Source organism: Dyella sp. 2HG41-7 (genome assembly GCF_021390675.1).
In the GTDB taxonomy this organism is placed as follows: domain Bacteria; phylum Pseudomonadota; class Gammaproteobacteria; order Xanthomonadales; family Rhodanobacteraceae; genus Dyella_B.
The window spans coordinates 2462777-2479174 of the sequence record NZ_JAJEJV010000004.1; the positions used below are offsets into that span (position 1 = coordinate 2462777).

A 16398-nucleotide genomic window follows, 5' to 3' on the forward strand; every position below is an offset into this window, starting at 1 on the left:
CTGGCGCAGTCATCGCAGGCGGGCGCTCAACCACGAGCCGGCCAGCGAATCGCCACTTTCTCGAGGAATCCAGCCATGGCCGACATCGCCCCGAAAACGCAGGGACCTTTTGCCGACGTCGCGCCCGCGCTCGATCAGCTTACGCAGCAGGTGTTGTTCGGTGAAGTCTGGGAGCGACACGAACTCTCCAAGCGGGACCGCAGCCTGATCACCGTCGCCACGTTGATCGCGCAATACCGCATCAACGAGCTTCCGTTTCATCTGAAGTTCGCGCTGCAGAACGGCGTTACGCGCGACGAACTGGTCGAAGTCATTACGCATCTTGCCTTTTATGCCGGCTGGCCGACGGCGAGTTCGGCCGTGGGCATAGCGCGCAAGGTGTTCGCCGAAAACTCGTGAGCGACGCGACTGCGTGTCGCTCAACGCTCAATATTGATCGAGGTACATATGAAAAAGCGCTTGCTTGGAAAAAGTGGCCTGGAGGTCTCCGCCCTAGGCTTTGGTTGCATGGGGCTGAATTTCAGCTACAGCCATGCGCTGTCGGACGACGAGTCCATTCGCCTGATTCGCGAGGCGTTCGATCGGGGCGTGACGTTCTTCGATACCGCGGAAGTCTACGGTCCCTTTACGAACGAAGTATTGGTCGGCAAGGCCTTGGCGCCCGTTCGCGATCAGGTCGTGATCGCTACTAAATTCGGCTTCGATATCGATGCCGCGACCGGACAGAACAAAGGACTCAACAGTCGTCCGGAAAACATTCGCGCTGTGACCGATGCGTCGCTCAAGCGTCTTGGCATCGGCACGATCGATCTGCTTTATCAGCATCGCGTCGATCCGAATGTGCCCATCGAGGACGTCGCTGGCGCAGTTAAAGATTTAATTGCGGAAGGCAAGGTTCGTCATTTCGGCCTATCGGAGCCGGGCGCGCAGACCGTGCGTCGCGCTCACGCGGTACAACCGGTCGCGACGCTGCAGAACGAGTACTCGCTGTGGACACGCGGACCTGAAACCAACGGCATCCTGGAAGCGTGCAAGGAACTGGGTATCGGTCTCGTCGCATACAGTCCGCTCGGGAAAGGTTTCCTTACCGGCGCGATGAGCAAAGACACGCAGATTGGCGATGACGACTTCCGCAAAAAAATCCCGCGTTTCGCGCCCGAAGCGATGGCCGCGAACCAGGCGATGGTCGACTTGCTGAAAGAGATCGCGGCCGCCAAGCACGCGACGCCTGCGCAAATCGCGTTGGCATGGCTACTCGCTCGCGAGCCTTGGATCGTCCCCATTCCCGGCACGACCAAACTGCATCGCCTGGAGGAGAACCTGGGTGCGGTCGGCGTCGAATTGACTGCGGCCGACCTCGCCACTATCGAGAAGGCCGCTGCGGTGATTCGCATCGAAGGCGAGCGCTATCCGCCGCATCTTATGGCGACTACGGGTCGTTGATGATCGAGCCATCGCGCGTCGATCTTGCAGATCGCGCCCTTTCCTTTAATAACCACCGTCTGCCGGAGATTCACACATGCTAGCGACCATGATGTACGGGGCAGGGGACGTTCGCGCCGAAGACCGCCCTGAACCGACCATTCTCAAACCCACCGACGCGATTATCCGGCTGTCCGCAAGTTGCATCTGCGGTTCCGATCTGTGGCCGTATCGCGGTTCCAATCCGATTAACGAACCGCTCGCGATGGGACACGAATACTGCGGTGTCGTGGTGGAAGTCGGCAGTGAAGTGAGGTCCGTCAAGCCCGGCCAGTTTGTCGTGGGGTCGTTCTGTATTTCGGACAACACGTGTCCGCATTGTCAGTTTGGTTTTCAGTCCTCGTGCGAGCAGCGCGAATTTATGACCGGCGCGCAGGCGCCGCTGGCGCGCGTCCCGCTTGCTGACGGCACCTTGGTCGCCACCGACGACATGCCGGCGGACAACTTGATCCCCAGCTTATTGGCCGTATCTGACGTGCTCGGCACAGGTTGGTATGCCGCGGATGCCGCTCGCGTGCAGTCCGGCTCTACGGTCGTCGTGGTTGGCGACGGTGCAGTCGGCCTGATGGGCGTGCTTGCGGCCAAACAGATGGGCGCCGCCAAAATCGTCGCTATGAGTCGTCATAAATCGCGACAGGAACTGGCGCTCGAATTTGGTGCGACGGACATCATTGCCGAGCGCGGCGACGCCGGCGTTGCTCAGCTCAAGAAGATGACGCGCAACGTAGGCGCCGATGCGGTGCTCGAATGCGTCGGAACGAAAGAGTCCATGCGGCAAGCGTTGGATTGCGCGCGTCCCGGCTCGATGATCGGTTACGTAGGCGTGCCGCATGGCGTGGAATTCGACGGTCAGCAACTGTTCTTCGCTCAGAAAGGCATGCTGGGCGGTCCCGCTCCGGTGCGCCGTTTCCTGCCGCATCTGATGGACCTGGTGCTTTCGAACAAGATCAATCCTGGCAAAGTCTTCGATCTTGAACTTCCTTTGGCCGATGTCGCACACGGATATCGTGCGATGGATCAACGCGAGGCGATCAAGGTGTTGCTGCGCGTGTAACGCGATCCATGGATCTTGCCGCGTCCCGTGCAATGCGGGGCGGGGTGAGTGAGCGGGCATATTCGACAACTTGCTGCACCGGACCGACCATTCGCTGCAGCAAGGGACTTTCAGAAGCGCTTTGGTGTAGCGTGACGGCTATGACCAACGCTCGCCCGCACACGCATTCCACCCGCTGGACTTGGATCGCAGCCATTTGGTGTGCGGGCGCGTTGTTCGATGCGAGCCAGACGATTTTCCTGATGCATGCGATCGGCGCGGGAAAATCGTGGGCATTGCCATTCGCTATTGCTTTCGTGTCCTGGCTCCCTTGGGCGTTGCTGACGCCGTTTATCGTTGAACTCTCGCGAAGACGGCCGATCGTTCGTGGCGCGATTTCGAAAGCGGCGGCCGCACATCTGGCGGCATTTGCCGTTGTCAGCACGGTGGCTAGTGCGTGGTCGGCCATGCTTCGAGTGGTTTTCAACCCGTGGCGCCACAATCCACCGCCGGTCTTTTCAAATACGTGGTTCACATCGATCACCGACCAGATTCTAACGTTCGCGATCGCTTACGCGCTGATCGCAACCATCACGTATGTCGTGGACTCGCGCCAGAACATCGAGCGGCAGAGGGCCGAGACGGCACGGCTCAACGAGGAGCTGTCGCAGGCGCAACTCGCTGCGCTACGCGGTCAGATGGAGCCGCATTTCATGTTCAACACGCTCAATTCGATCGTGGGTCTCGTGCGCGACCAACGCAACGACGCGGCGGTTGGAATGATCGTGGGCTTGAGCGAGTTTATGCGCCGCGCGTCGGAAGACTCCCATCGCGCGCAAGTGACGCTAAGCGAAGAAGTGGAGTATCTGCAGCGCTATATCGACATTCAGAAGGTGCGTTTCGGAAACCGTCTTCGTGTGAGCATGGATATCCCCAAGGAACTGGGGGATGCGCAAGTCCCGAATCTCTTGCTGCAGCCATTGGTGGAAAACGCGATCAAACATGGCGTTTCCAAGCGTGTCGCCGGCGGAGAAATTCGCGTCGCGGGCGCGCGTCACGACGACACGCTTCGTCTGACGGTCTACAACGACGGTCCATGGGGCCAAGAGGACCAGGAGGCGACATCCGCTGGCGTCGGCCTCGACAATCTGCGCACCCGGTTGCAGATCCTGCACGGCGACCGATCCGAGTTATTGTTGAGACCTCTCGACGTCGGCGGCGTAGAAGTCGTCGTGACGCTGCCGTTCGTGGAGGCGTGAATGACATCGACTGACGAGCATTCCCCGTCGATTCGCGTTCTGGTCGTCGACGACGAAGCGTTGGCGCGGCGGAACTTGACGTTGTTGTTGCGCAATGATCCCGACATCGCATCGGTGACCGAATGCGGGTCGGGACAAGAAGCAATCGAAGAGATCAGGCGGTCACGGCCCGATCTCGTATTCCTCGATGTGCAAATGCCCGAATGCGATGGGTTCGACGTGCTTGAGCTCCTCGGCGCCGACATGCCCGAGACGGTGGTCTTCGTAACCGCCTACGACACGTATGCGCTGCGTGCCTTCGAAGCGGGCGCGCTCGACTACCTCTTAAAGCCTTTCGATGATGCGCGCTTCAGTCGTACACTTGCTCGCGCTAAGGAAAAGCTTGCGCGGTATGCGCCGACACAACACCGTTCGATCAGCAAAATCGCGGTCAAAAGTCGAAACCAGACTCTGTTCCTCAACGTGTCGGACATCGATTGGATCGAAGCGGCAAGCTACTACGCATGCATCCATATCGGCGAGGCCACGCACATACTTCGCCGGACGCTGCAGGAACTCGAGCAGGATTTGGATTCGCGATCGTTCGCACGTATTCATCGTTCGATCATCGTCAATCTCGATCGGGTTCGTGGACTGGAGTTGCAAGACAGTGGCGAGTACGAAGTCGTGTTGAATTCCTCCACACGACTTCGATTGAGCCGCCGTTATCGCAAGTGCATCCAGGAACGCCTTGCGGAGTTAGCAAGCGGTCGCTGAGAGCAGGCTAGCAACGCTCAAGAGTGAACGCGTCGCCATACGACCTCGCCATGCGCGCCTTCGGCTGCACCGCTCGACGGTTTTTCTACACGATACGTCAATTCATCGCCGTTGATGGTGTAACCCGAATTGCCCATCTTGCCATCCCAGTTCGGGAACGACGCGTGCGAGATCTGCGTATGTATCATGCTGGCGTCTCCACTGATATGACCGTAGTGGGCGTTACTATCCATAGACGCAGCACGGTATTCGTCTGCCGTTCCCTTGGACTTGTCGTTCATGGCGAACGGCATGCGCTTTGCCCGCACGATCTGCATCATGTAATCGCCGTCGGCATCGATCAGCCACATGCCAACCGGGTTGGGGCCGTATAACTCGACACGGTGACCATCGGGGTAAACATTATCGCAACGAACCAGCATCCAGGCGCCAATCAATGCCTTCGGCACCATGGCGTGATCGCCGGCGCTTTCTTTATTCATCATGCCGCCAGCCATGGCGTTATCGCTGGTGTGGTCTTTGTGCATCATGCTAGTCATGCCGCCGTCTTGCGCATAGACGCCACTCGCGCCCATAAGCAGACACATCGCAACCACGGTGGAAATTACGTTTTTCATAAGTGACTCCTGGCTATGCTTGGATGAGAAAACGCGCACGGTCGGTACCGCGCAAAGCAATAACAAGACAGAAAGATCTGTCTTATTAAAGGTCGGTGGTGAGGTAAGCGAATACGGTTCGTGGCGACGGCCACTGAAAGAAACCGGGCACGTATTGAGTCGTCCACTTGTTGGTCGCCAAAACGTTCTGAACCTGCAGGCGAAAGCTGCTTTTCTTGCCGAAAGCGGTGAACTGATACCGCCCGCCGAGATTCACGCGCGTCACCGCTGGCGCATAAATGCCGTTGTCGATGCTTGCTGGCGCTGTGCCGAAGTGAGTAGCCGATGCATCCAACGAGGCGGCCGGCACCCATGGGAGTGTGTAGTTGACGTTCGCCACGTACATCAAAAGCGGCTGGCCAATTGCGACATCGCCTACCTTCTCAGCTGCCAGATTCGGCCCCAGGATGCTGACTCTGCCGTCGAGTACGCCGATATTCAGATGCAAATACGTAAACAATTCGCCAGCAACCGAGAGCTCGACGCCTTTGGCACGCTGGACGCCGAGCTCCCGGTCGACGTTATTCGTATCAAGATTGAAATACGGTTTTTGTAGTTCGAAAACGCCCGCGATGATCTTGAATTTGGGCGTCACGACATAACGAACGCCCGAATCGATTTGCCACGTCTTGGATGCAGGAAGAACCGCGCCGCTGTTTTTGGCGGAGTTAGGTGCGGCTCCGGAATTCTCGAGTCCCTGCGTGTATCCGGCATACACAGTCCAGGCTGGCGCAAGGGAAAACGCGGCGTTGCTGTAAATGCGTGGCGTATGCGCAGACACATCGGAGTCCGGCATGCCAGGAGCGACGACCGTCTCTCGATAATTTTCGTCTTGAACGCCCACTTCGAATTCGGCGCGCTGACGCCAATCGATGTGATACGCAGAGCCCACGCTCCACAATTGGGTGCGATCATTCGTGCGCGCCGTATAGGTGAAGTTCGGTTCCGGCAATTGGACCAGCAAACCAATATCAGCCGGACCTTCGTCGACAACATCCTCGCCACCGTAGCGCGACTTGGTATCGCGGCCGCGAGCCATAAAGGTTAGTTGCTGACGCCAATCGCCCGTTGTGAACGCACCCGACAGGCGCACTTCACCGGAATTGGAAGTCGTGTCCTGATCCGGATATCCCACAACCACGTGCTCGGACCGGCCATTCGGCTGGATATCGGTGTACAGGTCCGCAAAGCTGACGGGATAATCATTGGTCGAACGAAATACGCCCGCTTTCAGCAGCCACGTCTTGGTCAGTTGCGCCGACACGATGCCGCCTAGATTCGCCGTCAGATTGCGGCCTTGCGCCCAGTTCTGGCCAAAGTAATTCTTGGAAATGGTCGGTGGCAGAAAATCGCCCGCCGTGAAGAACAACGGAAATGTTTTTGCAGCGGTCGTTTGCTGCCAGTCGACAATGGCGCGCACGGTGATCTTGTCGTTTGGCGACCACCGGGGCGTCGCACCGATACTCGTTACGTTGGACGTGTATCCTGGGTAGGGGCCGTAAGAGGTTGTCTGCGTGCTGACTTGCGTGCTCACACCCATCGGAACGACAAGCTCGTTTCCGATCAAGGGCAGGCTGCCGTCGATACTGACGCCGCGGGCCTCGTAGGGGCCGACGTTCGCAATGATCGTTCCGCTGGGTACATCGCCTTCGGTATGACGAAGGTCGTAATCGACGATCCCCGTCGGTGCTGGAAAGGTGTAGCCGATTTCGCTTACACCTGCCTTGATCGTCGAACCCTCGACGACACGATTGGACAACGCGCCTTGTTGATCGAAGTAGAGGCCGTCGATGCGCACATTACCGGCGGATTGCGGATTGAATCCACGCACAAGTCCGGGGCTGTAGATGCCTACCGACTCTAGTCCGAGCGTCAATCCATAAGCGTCGTCGGCGGAAGAAACGGGATTATCGGAAGCATGCTGAGCGTTGACCGCAGCCGCACGGAAAATCGCAGCTGCGATGAAGACATAGAACGTCCGACGCTTCGTAGATGTGACGCGCATAATGTCCGCTTCCCGTTCGAGCATCCCACTGGCGTGATGTCTCGAACAAGAGTGTAAGTACGCGGACCAGACCTACCTACACCGCTTGCTGCAGTAAGACTGCCGCTCACTGCACGAACAGGAGCGTTTACGGAAGCGCAGCGCCGATAAGCAATTAGCGAGCCGAAGCGTGGCGACGAAACCGTCCCGACCAATCCATACGTGGCGACCGAAACTCGGCGATCACGTCATTCGGCGAATGCGGATGGATCACGATTTCCCCATCGACCAACTCGTCGCAGAAACGACCGCCTTGAGGAGGCTCGATGGCGTAACGGCTGGTATGCGGATCCCCATGCACGAGATGTGCATGCAGAACGCACATCTGCGATCCGTGTACGCGCGCCGTCAGGTGATGCGGCTCGAACCGAATTTCGGTGTAAACACCATGCGGGCCACGTGCGTGGAGAACTCCTCTAAAAACCGGGCTCGGAGAACTGGGCGTGGAGAGCAGGGTAGAGCTAAAGCTTATAAGTAGAACGATCGCCCATGACTTGGCGCGAGCGAAGCAGGAAATTAGCAGAGCAATAGCGCGTGGGGCAGGGACTGGCAGGGAAGTCATCGATGCATCTCAGGAATCGTGCATGGATTAGAACATCCGCGCGTCGCACGTGTTGAGACCTAAGCTGCATCGTCTAAATTTGCTGGACCCCGTTATTGATATCCGCTTCAATAAACGTCACGCAAACCATGGAATGGCATTTCTATGCACGGATACGCCGTATTCATCCCGGTTTTCATCATCCTGTTCGCGCTGGTTATTCGAATCAGGCTATTGGGGTCACGTGGCGGAGTTGGCTTTCCCTACGTACCCGCCAAGACGTTGTTCTCGACGGCCGAACGAAAATTCCTGGTCCAACTTGAGAAAGCGGTCGGCCAGCAATATCGAATCTTCGGAAAAGTGCGGATCGCCGACGTCGCCTTGGTCAAACCGGGATTGAGCCGCTCAACGCGTCAAGCAGCGCTCAACAAGATCGCCTCAAAGCATTTCGATTTCATCGTGTGCCGTGCAAACGATCTGGCTGTGATTTGCGCAGTCGAACTCAATGATCGTTCCCACAGCACCCAACGAGCGCAACGGCGTGACGAACTCGTGGCTCGCGTCTGCCAAAGCATCGGGTTGCCGCTGTGGACCGTGGCCGCGGCGGCGACTTACAACGTCGAAACGTTGTCCGGCCAATTTCAGTCGCTCGTCGTGACGGACGATTCCAGAAGGCGGTCAGACGAGGGCGACCAGGCCTGATTGGACGGTGGTGGCTCAAGCCTTGGCCCTAGGTCCGAATATCCTTAATTGCGCATAATGTATATTATGTAAAATTAAATATGAAGCGTGATCAGGCGTTTAGATGTCGTCGCCCACTTCATGAGTTGCCATCCAAACTATTACGGTGTTTGGGCTGCGCCGTTCGCAACGCGCTTATATTCGCTGATTGTTTCCGTCTTCGCGGGGCTTCCGTTGTAAGAATTCGCAACCTCCTCGTGGATGGCATTGTGATTCGGACTCATGGTCGCGCGAATCGTGGTGTGGACCTTTTCGCCGTTGGTCTCACCATCCAATTCCACCGTCCACGAGTTGCCATCGATTTCGGTCGTAAACTCCATGCAACCTTGTGCGTTGTCGCACCACACGCTCTTGAATGCCTTCGCGTTGCTATCCCACCACGTGTAACTCTGGCCAACGGCATAACCGCCCGTACCGCGTGACCAAAAGTCTTGGACAATCGAAAATCCGCCCGGGCCTTTCTTGATTGTCGCAACGCCCTTGTCCACGCCACCTGACGGCAGGCTCTTGCTTGGCATGGTTCTGATGGTGACCTGCCACGTGCCAATTCTTGGATAAAGCAGGGACATCTGCGCCAGAGGCGTGGCACTTGCATCCTTTGTCCCGGCAGAGACGTCCTTTCCGCCGTCATGGCCGGCTATTGCCGCCGGGCACGCTGATGCCAATAGAAAGCCGATAAGCAGGGTCAGTGTCTTCATGCCTCACTTCCGATCGCGCGATTGAATAAAGAAGTCTAGGCTTGATTCTTCTTCGTGCTCAAGTGAGCTCGTTAGCATTCCACCCTATTCCCTATAACAGTTTCTAATCGCCCTGCTCCGAATTAGCGGAATACTTTAACGATAGCTTCTTCCTCATTTCCTTCGCGCGTAGCCAACCCATCGCATCGCTATCAGCAAAAACAGCAGCGGGATAAAGACGGCATACGCATACTGGCCGCGCGACACGCCTGTTCCATATGGAAACCAGATACCCGGAACGCCTAGCGCGCTAACTTCTGTCGCAAAGATGCCAACGCCGACCAAGACGGCGCCGAGCGCCGCCAGATAGCTCGACGGCTTTGGCGACCGAAACACGCCGATTCCAATAATCCAGAGATAGAGCGCGGCAAAGGCCAGACGCGCAGCTTCGACGGCCGTGTTAGCCACAGACTTGAGCCCGTGATCCGCTTCTGTCGCGAACCAGGGGCGACCCATCAGTGCGAAAAGCATATAGGCCAAGGTAAGCGCGCCAATCGCGTAGTGCAGCCTTGGATATTTGTTCACACGAAACCAATGTCGCCAAGCCAACGTCCATGCCGCCAAATTCAGTGGTTTTAGTATTACAGCCGTCGCGACGTCATAGCCACGCAAACTGAGAAAATCCGTCCAATAGAACAACACTTGGTTGACGCGCAGGAGCGCCAGTAAAAGCAGTGCCGTAGCCAGCCAGCGAAAATCATCATCCGTGCGGCAAGCGATCAATGCGAAGACCAACAACGCAAGCAAGAAAAAGGCGAACGGTTCGATCGCGTCGACGACATACCCTTTGAATGTCTGCAACCATTGCGCCTGATGCAACAAGTCGATGTCGTTTACATCGCCGATATTCGGCGCAACGTGAATTCCTCCACTGTCTTGGGCCGCATCGATCGGATCCATCCATACACGGAATGCGATCACGTAGGTCTGCGTGCCCGCCGATGACGAGGATGGCAACGGAAATACACTTGGGCGCACACCAAATACCGTGGGCGTCGCATCCGAAAAGACGCCGGAGCCACCAAGCCGCTTTCCATCAACGTAAAGTTCGTAAGTCGAATCGACCAACGTCGGCCCTGCCAAGGCAAGCGGCGCGAGGCCATCGCTATCGACCGTTACTTTCATCCGATACCACGCATATCCGATGTATTGCGCGTGACCACGTAGGCTCCAGCCCGCCACATAACCCGGCAAACCAACATCGCCGTCATGCGCACCTGGCGCAGGCGTGAGATCGACGGTTTCCCAGATGCTGTCATCAAAGTCTGGCGATGCCCAACGCTGATCGTCGCCAACATGAAATCGCCACGGTCCGTTCAAGGAAAGAATCGAGTGGCCGAGGTTGATGTGGACGATCTGGGCTGGCTCGGCTGATGCGAGATCGCTGCCAATCACAAGATTGAGGAGCATGCACCATGCAATCAGCAGCTTTAGATGTCGCATCACATCGCTCTTTGATGAGTTCTTTTCGAAGTCTACGAGAGGCTGGCGGGAATCGCATGGAGATTCCATCAGATAAGTGCGTGTTGTCCAGATGCGCCTTCAGGCCATCCTGAAGCATTCTCAGCTCCCAGGCGCGACGCCTCGACACCGCACCACGATGACGAGTGCAGTCCACCCTTTTACAAACGTTGCAGGCAGCCGACCGGCTCTAGCGAGACGGCGCAGTCAAAGCGAACTCGGTCGACTGAGATTCTGCCGCTGGCGAATCGTCGCTGCCTTCCAGCAACCGGCGGTAACTGGCGTGGTCTGTTTGATCCCAGGCGACGCTCTCGGCCGACCTGATATCACCGACGTTAAGCACCGTACCCAGGCCTGCGTAAAGGTAGTGCTCGCCGAATGCCTGTTTTAGCGCCGCGAAGGTTGGCTCGCCGGTGCAATGTCCCGGCGCAATCCATTCGACGTGGTACGTGTCGTGCAGCGTCGTGACGATGCGCGCGATGTCGGGGTCGGTTGCCGCCAGCAGATGGAAGCCGCCAGCGATAACGTGGATGCGCGGATTGATCCTGGCCGCTTCGGCGACGATGTTTTCGATACCTGGATGTGCACAACCAACGATCAGGATTAATCCTTTCGGAGTATTGATCGCCAACGACAATTCCTTGAGCTCGCGTGTTTTCGGCGCATCGGAAACCTGGGCGATCAACGTGATGCCCGGCAATATTTCGGTGGACTTGTCGATCAGCTCGATATTAGCGCCAGCCCAAGCCTTGCCAAACCGAATTATTGCCGGCGGATTGCCGCCGAAGTAACGCATCTCAGCGGGCAGCTTGTCGTCCTTTCGATACGACCTGCTCGGCAGGTCGTACCCGAACACACCACCAAACTCCTCCGGCGCGTAGATTTTCACCTTTGGATTGACGCTCAGCAGATAGCTCATGCCACCGATGTGGTCACCATGACGATGGGACATCACTACGAAGTCGAGCTTCGACAAGTCGACGCCGGCCGCCTTGGCATTGTGGGCAAGGATGTCCGAATCATCACCGGTATCGAACAAAATCCGCTTGCCGGAAATTTCAATGAGCGCCGAGTAACCCCAATCCTTTTGGAATGAAGCCTCTTTGCCAAAGGCGTCATAGAGAATGGTGATCCGTGCTGCCGACGAAGACGGCGCGGAGCTTTTCAATCCTTCAGCAGCGATAGCACTTGCGCTGACCCACAGAACAAGGATCGCTGCAAGCGACACGGTCCAGCCTATGAACTTCACCGCGATCTGGCGCATCGCCCTCTCCTTTCGAAAGTGCCGGTCTCTGGCGAGCGATACGCCATAAAAGCACTTGCGCAAAGCCTGTGCAAGGGGCGGTATAAACGGCTAATAGCTTCAGGCGTCACGTGGGGAAAACGCCGGTCAAAGATCATGCCAAACGCGTCAAAATTGATTTGATGTTCCACCCGTTCCATTTATTTAGGTGTTCTGGAAATAGGCTTGATGGTGTGGAATGACTGCGATGCCATTGATATCCGACGCAGAAGAAAACGTCTTGCCGTGAATGAGCAACGTTAGTGCGGCTTATGACAGCTCTACGAAAGTCGATTTCATGCGATGTAACAAGAGTGATACAGCTGCGAGGGACATTAATTGAAGAACATCCCATTCAGGACTAGCATCCAGGAGCCCCTGTGCGACAACGCATTCACATAGGATCGGGGGCGGCATCTCGTTAGCGAATTCATATTCTTCTCTAACAATCCGGAGGGCGGGTCATGCGTACCAAAGTATTGAGTATCGGGCCTGGATTCCTTGGATTGTTTTTTCTACTCCTAACGGCGATAGCTGCGGCGGCGGACACTGGAAAGGACAGTTCTGCGGATATTTTGGCCGTAAGGAATGTCGAAATCGCCTTCCATCAAGCAGGCAGTTGGCTGCCCAAGCCCGACCTTGACTCAATGATGGGTCTGTACGCAGACGATGCGGTGCTGACGGACACTGCACATGGAAACAAGACCTATGCAGGCAAGGATCAGGTGCGCGCCTATTTCGCGAATGTCGCCGCGCCTTTTCAGCCAAACAATCATTGGATCGGTTATACGCCGGCCATGCGGATCAAAGCCGCTGTCGACGGCGACAAAGCTACGCTCTACTTCGAATGCCTGTGGATGGACATCGACAAGAATGCCATCGGCTCTCACTCATTTTCCGATATGACGTTAGAGCGCATGGGAGACAAGTGGCTGATCAAGACGATCAAAGTCGGCAAGGTAAACAAGCTCTAAGTCGCTTACCGGCTCGTAATGTGACGATCCGAATGACGAAGATACGTGTGTAACGTCTACACGCGAACGACCCACCCCAGTCGCTCGCAGTGACTAACAAAAAGCCGCACCGAATGTAGCGAACCGTTGGCAGACTTCCAAGGAGGATTCATGTACACCGTTCATCGCAGCATTTTTGTCGCCCTTGCACTGACCGTCGCATCGGCGGCATGGGCCGATACACCTGGTTCCGGCACCGCAACGTTGCCACCCGTGCACAAGGTGGATGTGGTCGATCACGATTTCGGCCTTGTCATACCCGACCCTTACCGCTGGATGGAAGGCGAGAACAACGCCGAGTTCAATGCGTGGTTGAAAGCGCAGGGTGATGCCTCGCGCGCGAAGCTCGATGCGCTGCCGACGCTGGCCGACTGGCGCAAGCATCTCGCTGCAGCCGCATCGGCGACGACGCTGCACCGCAACCACGTGCTGGTCGGCAAGCGCCTGTTCTTTCTGCGCGCGCCATCCGGTAAGGAAGGTATTTTGATGGTGCGCGACGCCGATGGCCGCGAGCGCACGCTGTTCGACCCGAACACGATCAAGGGCGGCGCCAGCATCGGCAGTTATACGGTCTCGGACAAGGGTGACAAGGTCGGCGTCACGGTGGGGCTGGCCGGTAACGAGATTGGCGAATTGGCGGTTGTCGACGTCGCCACAGGCAAGCGTATGACGGATACGCTCAAGCCCGTCTGGGACGAATTCGCGGCGAACTGGCTGCCCGATGGCAGCGGTTTTTTCTATACCCGTATGCGTGACGTCAAACCCGGCGACACAGATCCGCTGCAAGGCATGAGCGCGTGGCTGCACAAACTGGGTCAACCGCAGTCCGCCGACAAATTGCTTGCTCGCGCCGGCGCGGACGACGTGTTGAAAATCGCCGCGAACGATTTCCCGGCAGTCGGCGCGACACCCGGGAGCGATTGGGCCATTTTGGTCAAGGGCGGCGCGCGTGCGGCTCTAAGCCTGTGCGTCGCGCCGCTTGCCGATGCCATCGCCTCGCACGCGACATGGCGCTGCATCGTCAACAACGACGACAACGTGCAAGATCTGGCGCTGCACGCGAATACGCTATACCTGCTCTCGGCAAAGAACGCGCCCAACCGTCGCATCGTGGCCTTGGATTTGCGCGATGCGAAAGCGACCATGGCCTCAGCCAAGGTCGTGGTTCCTGAGCGCAGCGATTCCGTATTGACCGGACTTGCCGTTGCCCGCGATGGGTTATACGTGAAATCGATGCATCACGGCCTGGATCATGTCCAGCGCATGGACTACGCCTCCGGCGCGCTTGCATCCGTCGTGATGCCGGGCGAAGGAACGATCAGTCTGATGAACACCGATCCGCGTCAAGACGGCGCGCTGTTGTCGCTGGAAAGTTGGACGGCGCCGATGAAGGTCTACCGCTACGACGGCCACGCCCTGGTGGACACGGGCCTTGGCACGCTGGGCGCGCCAGCGTATCCCGACCTTGTCGCCGAGGAAATCGAGGCGACCAGCGCCGACGGCACCAAGGTGCCGCTAAGCGTGATTCATCGGCGCGATCTTGCGTTGGATGGCCATGCACGCGCCATCGTCCGCGGTTACGGCGGCTACGGCATCAGCATGCAAGCGGCTTTCTCGCCCATGATCTTGGAGTGGGCGCAGGCGAATAACGTCGTCGCGATCTGCCACGTCCGTGGCGGCGGGGAGAACGGTGACGCCTGGCGACTTGGCGGCACTGGGCCGAACAAACAGCGCGGCGTCGAAGATTTCACCGCCTGTGCCAAGGAACTTGCCAAGCGCGGCTATAGCAGCGCCTCGCGCACGGGCGGTTTCAGCGGAAGCATGGGCGGCATCCTTGCTGGTGGCGCCTACACGTCTGCGCCGGAATCCTGGGGTGCGATGGCCGTACAGTCCGGCATCTTCAATCCCGTGCGTCTGCTCGCGGCGAAGAACGGCGCCAACCAGATCGCCGAGATGGGCGATCCACGCACCGCCACCGGCATGAAGCAATTGCTGGCGATGGATCCTTACCAGCACGTGCGCGATGGTGTGACGTACCCGCCGCTTTTGCTAATCACCGGTGCGGTGGATCAGCGCGTGGCGCCGTGGAACAGCGGCAAGTTCGGCGCACAAGTGATGACGGCTTCGCCGCACACGCCGGTGTGGTTTCGCACGCAGGAAGCATTCGGCCACTTCGCCACCAACATGAATTCGGCCGCGCTTGAAGTAGCCGACATCTATGCGTTTTTCGATGACCAATTGCAGGGCCATTGAATCAGTCGGGACGGCGCCGAAATGAATGCTTCGGCATCGTCGGCGCCGCGCTGGTGGTGGCGGTAGCGATATCCGCCACCACCGCAAGCGCCTGACGTAGATCACCGTGCATGCGCCGCGAGCATAACCTTGACGTGCTCTTAGGTGACGCCTTTGAACACTTCGCAGACCCCTAACCTTTTGCCTTCGATGCAGCGCCGAGAAAGCGTTCGACGATCTCCGGCAGCATCGGATCGACGGCGAGCGTGTAATGGGTGGCGTTCGGCACGATCGCGAGCGCGTTTGCGGGCCGCAGTGAGCCATCGAGCCCGGCATCACGCTGCCCTCCTCCCAACGCTTTCCAGAACTCGACGATGTGTTCGGGTCGAATGGCGTCAGCGTCGGCAAAGACCAGCAGCGTGCGTGCATGAAGCTTGGCAACGTCAGCGCTCCAATCGAAGGGACGTTTAGTCAGATCACCGACTTTCCTGAAGAGGTTGACCCAGTCGACATTGGGATAGGTCTTTCCTAATGGTGAATCCTTGACGCTAGCGCCGAGCGTTGCAGCGTTGGCCTCCAACTGTTTGAAGGCCTCCACACCTTCGGGATAAAAGCCGTCCTGCCGCATTGTCGCGGACGCAAGCACAAGCCGGTCGACCGCATCCGGATGGCGGATAGCAGTCTGCAGCGCGACGCTGGCGCCCAGCGAGTAACCCATGACGTCGGCTTTGCCGACGTTGAGATGGCCGATCAGAGCGGCAATGTCGTCGCCCATCGTTTCACTGCGCAGTGGCCTGTCCGTATCTGGCGTGCGCCCATGTGCCTGGAGATGGACGGCGATCACTTGCCGGCGCTTTGCGAGCTTAGGGAGATTGCTCCCGAAGCTGTCGGGGTCGATGCCACCGTGGAGAAGAATGAGCGGCTTGCCGGAGCCGTGCACGCTGTAAAAGAGATGCTGGCCGTTGACGTCGGCATAGTGCTCGTTCGAAACGGCGAGAGTCTTTTTGGCTTGGACGGGAAGAACCGCGGTCAACACCGCAGTTGCCATTGCAGTCTTCAGGAAATCGCGTCTGAGCATATCGTCCTCACGTGGCGTCGAACTCGTTAGCGCGGTGGCGATCGTGTGTTGAATCGTCATCCCTTCTTTATGCAGGTGACCAC

The 16398-nt window shown here is 57.8% G+C and carries 15 protein-coding genes; 8 read left to right on the top strand and 7 right to left on the bottom strand.

The genetic code is table 11. The features are described 5' to 3' along the window. The first annotated feature begins 75 nt into the window (after window positions 1–75). From L0U79_RS12415 to L0U79_RS12435, 5 genes are all read left to right on the top strand, one after another. Window positions 76–399 (top strand): carboxymuconolactone decarboxylase family protein, encoded by a 324-nt coding sequence (locus L0U79_RS12415; protein WP_233842587.1) that lies wholly within the window; start codon window positions 76–78, stop codon window positions 397–399. Between the two features lie 48 nt (window positions 400–447). Then, a complete protein-coding gene (locus L0U79_RS12420; protein ID WP_233842588.1) occupies window positions 448–1443 on the top strand; it encodes an aldo/keto reductase in 996 nt (331 codons plus the stop codon). 76 nt (window positions 1444–1519) lie between these two features. Next, a complete protein-coding gene (locus tag L0U79_RS12425) occupies window positions 1520–2536 on the top strand; it encodes a zinc-dependent alcohol dehydrogenase family protein (RefSeq protein ID WP_233842589.1) in 1017 nt (338 codons plus the stop codon). A 140-nt stretch (window positions 2537–2676) separates the two neighbouring features. After that, window positions 2677–3774 (top strand): histidine kinase, encoded by a 1098-nt coding sequence (locus L0U79_RS12430; protein ID WP_233842590.1) that lies wholly within the window; start codon window positions 2677–2679, stop codon window positions 3772–3774. Further along, window positions 3775–4530, top strand: coding sequence for a response regulator (locus L0U79_RS12435; protein WP_233842591.1), 756 nt, complete (start codon window positions 3775–3777; stop codon window positions 4528–4530). A gap of 17 nt (window positions 4531–4547) precedes the next feature. On the opposite strand, the gene L0U79_RS12440 is transcribed toward L0U79_RS12435, so the two are convergent. The 3 genes from L0U79_RS12440 to L0U79_RS12450 form a co-directional block, all read right to left on the bottom strand. Beyond that, window positions 4548–5147, bottom strand: a complete 600-nt coding sequence (locus L0U79_RS12440) for a lipocalin-like domain-containing protein (protein ID WP_233842592.1) — start codon at window positions 5145–5147, stop codon at window positions 4548–4550. Window positions 5148–5232: 85 nt separating this feature from the next. Continuing rightward, the gene (locus L0U79_RS12445) at window positions 5233–7191 is read right to left on the bottom strand and encodes a hypothetical protein (protein ID WP_233842593.1); all 1959 of its coding nucleotides are present in this window, start codon (window positions 7189–7191) and stop codon (window positions 5233–5235) included. Window positions 7192–7345: 154 nt separating this feature from the next. Beyond that, window positions 7346–7555, bottom strand: coding sequence for a hypothetical protein (locus tag L0U79_RS12450; RefSeq protein ID WP_233842594.1), 210 nt, complete (start codon window positions 7553–7555; stop codon window positions 7346–7348). Between the two features lie 381 nt (window positions 7556–7936). Between L0U79_RS12450 and L0U79_RS12455 the strand changes: the two genes are divergently transcribed. Further along, complete coding sequence (locus tag L0U79_RS12455; RefSeq protein ID WP_233842595.1) at window positions 7937–8473, top strand: DUF2726 domain-containing protein; 537 nt, start codon at window positions 7937–7939, stop codon at window positions 8471–8473. 140 nt (window positions 8474–8613) lie between these two features. Here the strand turns inward: L0U79_RS12455 and L0U79_RS12460 are convergent, their stop codons facing one another. The 3 genes from L0U79_RS12460 to L0U79_RS12470 form a co-directional block, all read right to left on the bottom strand. After that, a complete protein-coding gene (locus L0U79_RS12460) occupies window positions 8614–9210 on the bottom strand; it encodes a hypothetical protein (RefSeq protein ID WP_233842596.1) in 597 nt (198 codons plus the stop codon). Window positions 9211–9363: 153 nt separating this feature from the next. Continuing rightward, the gene (locus L0U79_RS12465) at window positions 9364–10692 is read right to left on the bottom strand and encodes a glycoside hydrolase family 2 (RefSeq protein ID WP_233842597.1); all 1329 of its coding nucleotides are present in this window, start codon (window positions 10690–10692) and stop codon (window positions 9364–9366) included. A gap of 208 nt (window positions 10693–10900) precedes the next feature. Then, complete coding sequence (locus tag L0U79_RS12470; RefSeq protein WP_233842598.1) at window positions 10901–11974, bottom strand: MBL fold metallo-hydrolase; 1074 nt, start codon at window positions 11972–11974, stop codon at window positions 10901–10903. A 482-nt stretch (window positions 11975–12456) separates the two neighbouring features. Here L0U79_RS12470 and L0U79_RS12475 point away from each other — a divergent pair, with 482 nt between their 5' ends. Both L0U79_RS12475 and L0U79_RS12480 read left to right on the top strand, forming a co-directional pair. Beyond that, window positions 12457–12966, top strand: a complete 510-nt coding sequence (locus L0U79_RS12475; RefSeq protein ID WP_233842599.1) for a nuclear transport factor 2 family protein — start codon at window positions 12457–12459, stop codon at window positions 12964–12966. Window positions 12967–13116: 150 nt separating this feature from the next. Further along, the gene (locus tag L0U79_RS12480) at window positions 13117–15258 is read left to right on the top strand and encodes a prolyl oligopeptidase family serine peptidase (RefSeq protein ID WP_233842600.1); all 2142 of its coding nucleotides are present in this window, start codon (window positions 13117–13119) and stop codon (window positions 15256–15258) included. 172 nt (window positions 15259–15430) lie between these two features. On the opposite strand, the gene L0U79_RS12485 is transcribed toward L0U79_RS12480, so the two are convergent. Beyond that, window positions 15431–16375, bottom strand: coding sequence for an alpha/beta hydrolase (locus tag L0U79_RS12485; protein ID WP_233842601.1), 945 nt, complete (start codon window positions 16373–16375; stop codon window positions 15431–15433). Between the last annotated feature and the right edge of the window lie 23 nt (window positions 16376–16398).

Coding starts and splice junctions, on each gene's coding strand:
- L0U79_RS12415 (WP_233842587.1), top strand. CDS start 76: ATGGCCGACATCGCCCCGAAAACGCAGGGACCTTTTGCCGACGTCGCG.
- L0U79_RS12420 (WP_233842588.1), top strand. CDS start 448: ATGAAAAAGCGCTTGCTTGGAAAAAGTGGCCTGGAGGTCTCCGCCCTA.
- L0U79_RS12425 (WP_233842589.1), top strand. CDS start 1,520: ATGCTAGCGACCATGATGTACGGGGCAGGGGACGTTCGCGCCGAAGAC.
- L0U79_RS12430 (WP_233842590.1), top strand. CDS start 2,677: ATGACCAACGCTCGCCCGCACACGCATTCCACCCGCTGGACTTGGATC.
- L0U79_RS12435 (WP_233842591.1), top strand. CDS start 3,775: ATGACATCGACTGACGAGCATTCCCCGTCGATTCGCGTTCTGGTCGTC.
- L0U79_RS12440 (WP_233842592.1), bottom strand. CDS start 5,147: ATGAAAAACGTAATTTCCACCGTGGTTGCGATGTGTCTGCTTATGGGC.
- L0U79_RS12445 (WP_233842593.1), bottom strand. CDS start 7,191: ATGCGCGTCACATCTACGAAGCGTCGGACGTTCTATGTCTTCATCGCA.
- L0U79_RS12450 (WP_233842594.1), bottom strand. CDS start 7,555: ATGTGCGTTCTGCATGCACATCTCGTGCATGGGGATCCGCATACCAGC.
- L0U79_RS12455 (WP_233842595.1), top strand. CDS start 7,937: ATGCACGGATACGCCGTATTCATCCCGGTTTTCATCATCCTGTTCGCG.
- L0U79_RS12460 (WP_233842596.1), bottom strand. CDS start 9,210: ATGAAGACACTGACCCTGCTTATCGGCTTTCTATTGGCATCAGCGTGC.
- L0U79_RS12465 (WP_233842597.1), bottom strand. CDS start 10,692: ATGCGACATCTAAAGCTGCTGATTGCATGGTGCATGCTCCTCAATCTT.
- L0U79_RS12470 (WP_233842598.1), bottom strand. CDS start 11,974: ATGCGCCAGATCGCGGTGAAGTTCATAGGCTGGACCGTGTCGCTTGCA.
- L0U79_RS12475 (WP_233842599.1), top strand. CDS start 12,457: ATGCGTACCAAAGTATTGAGTATCGGGCCTGGATTCCTTGGATTGTTT.
- L0U79_RS12480 (WP_233842600.1), top strand. CDS start 13,117: ATGTACACCGTTCATCGCAGCATTTTTGTCGCCCTTGCACTGACCGTC.
- L0U79_RS12485 (WP_233842601.1), bottom strand. CDS start 16,375: ATGACGATTCAACACACGATCGCCACCGCGCTAACGAGTTCGACGCCA.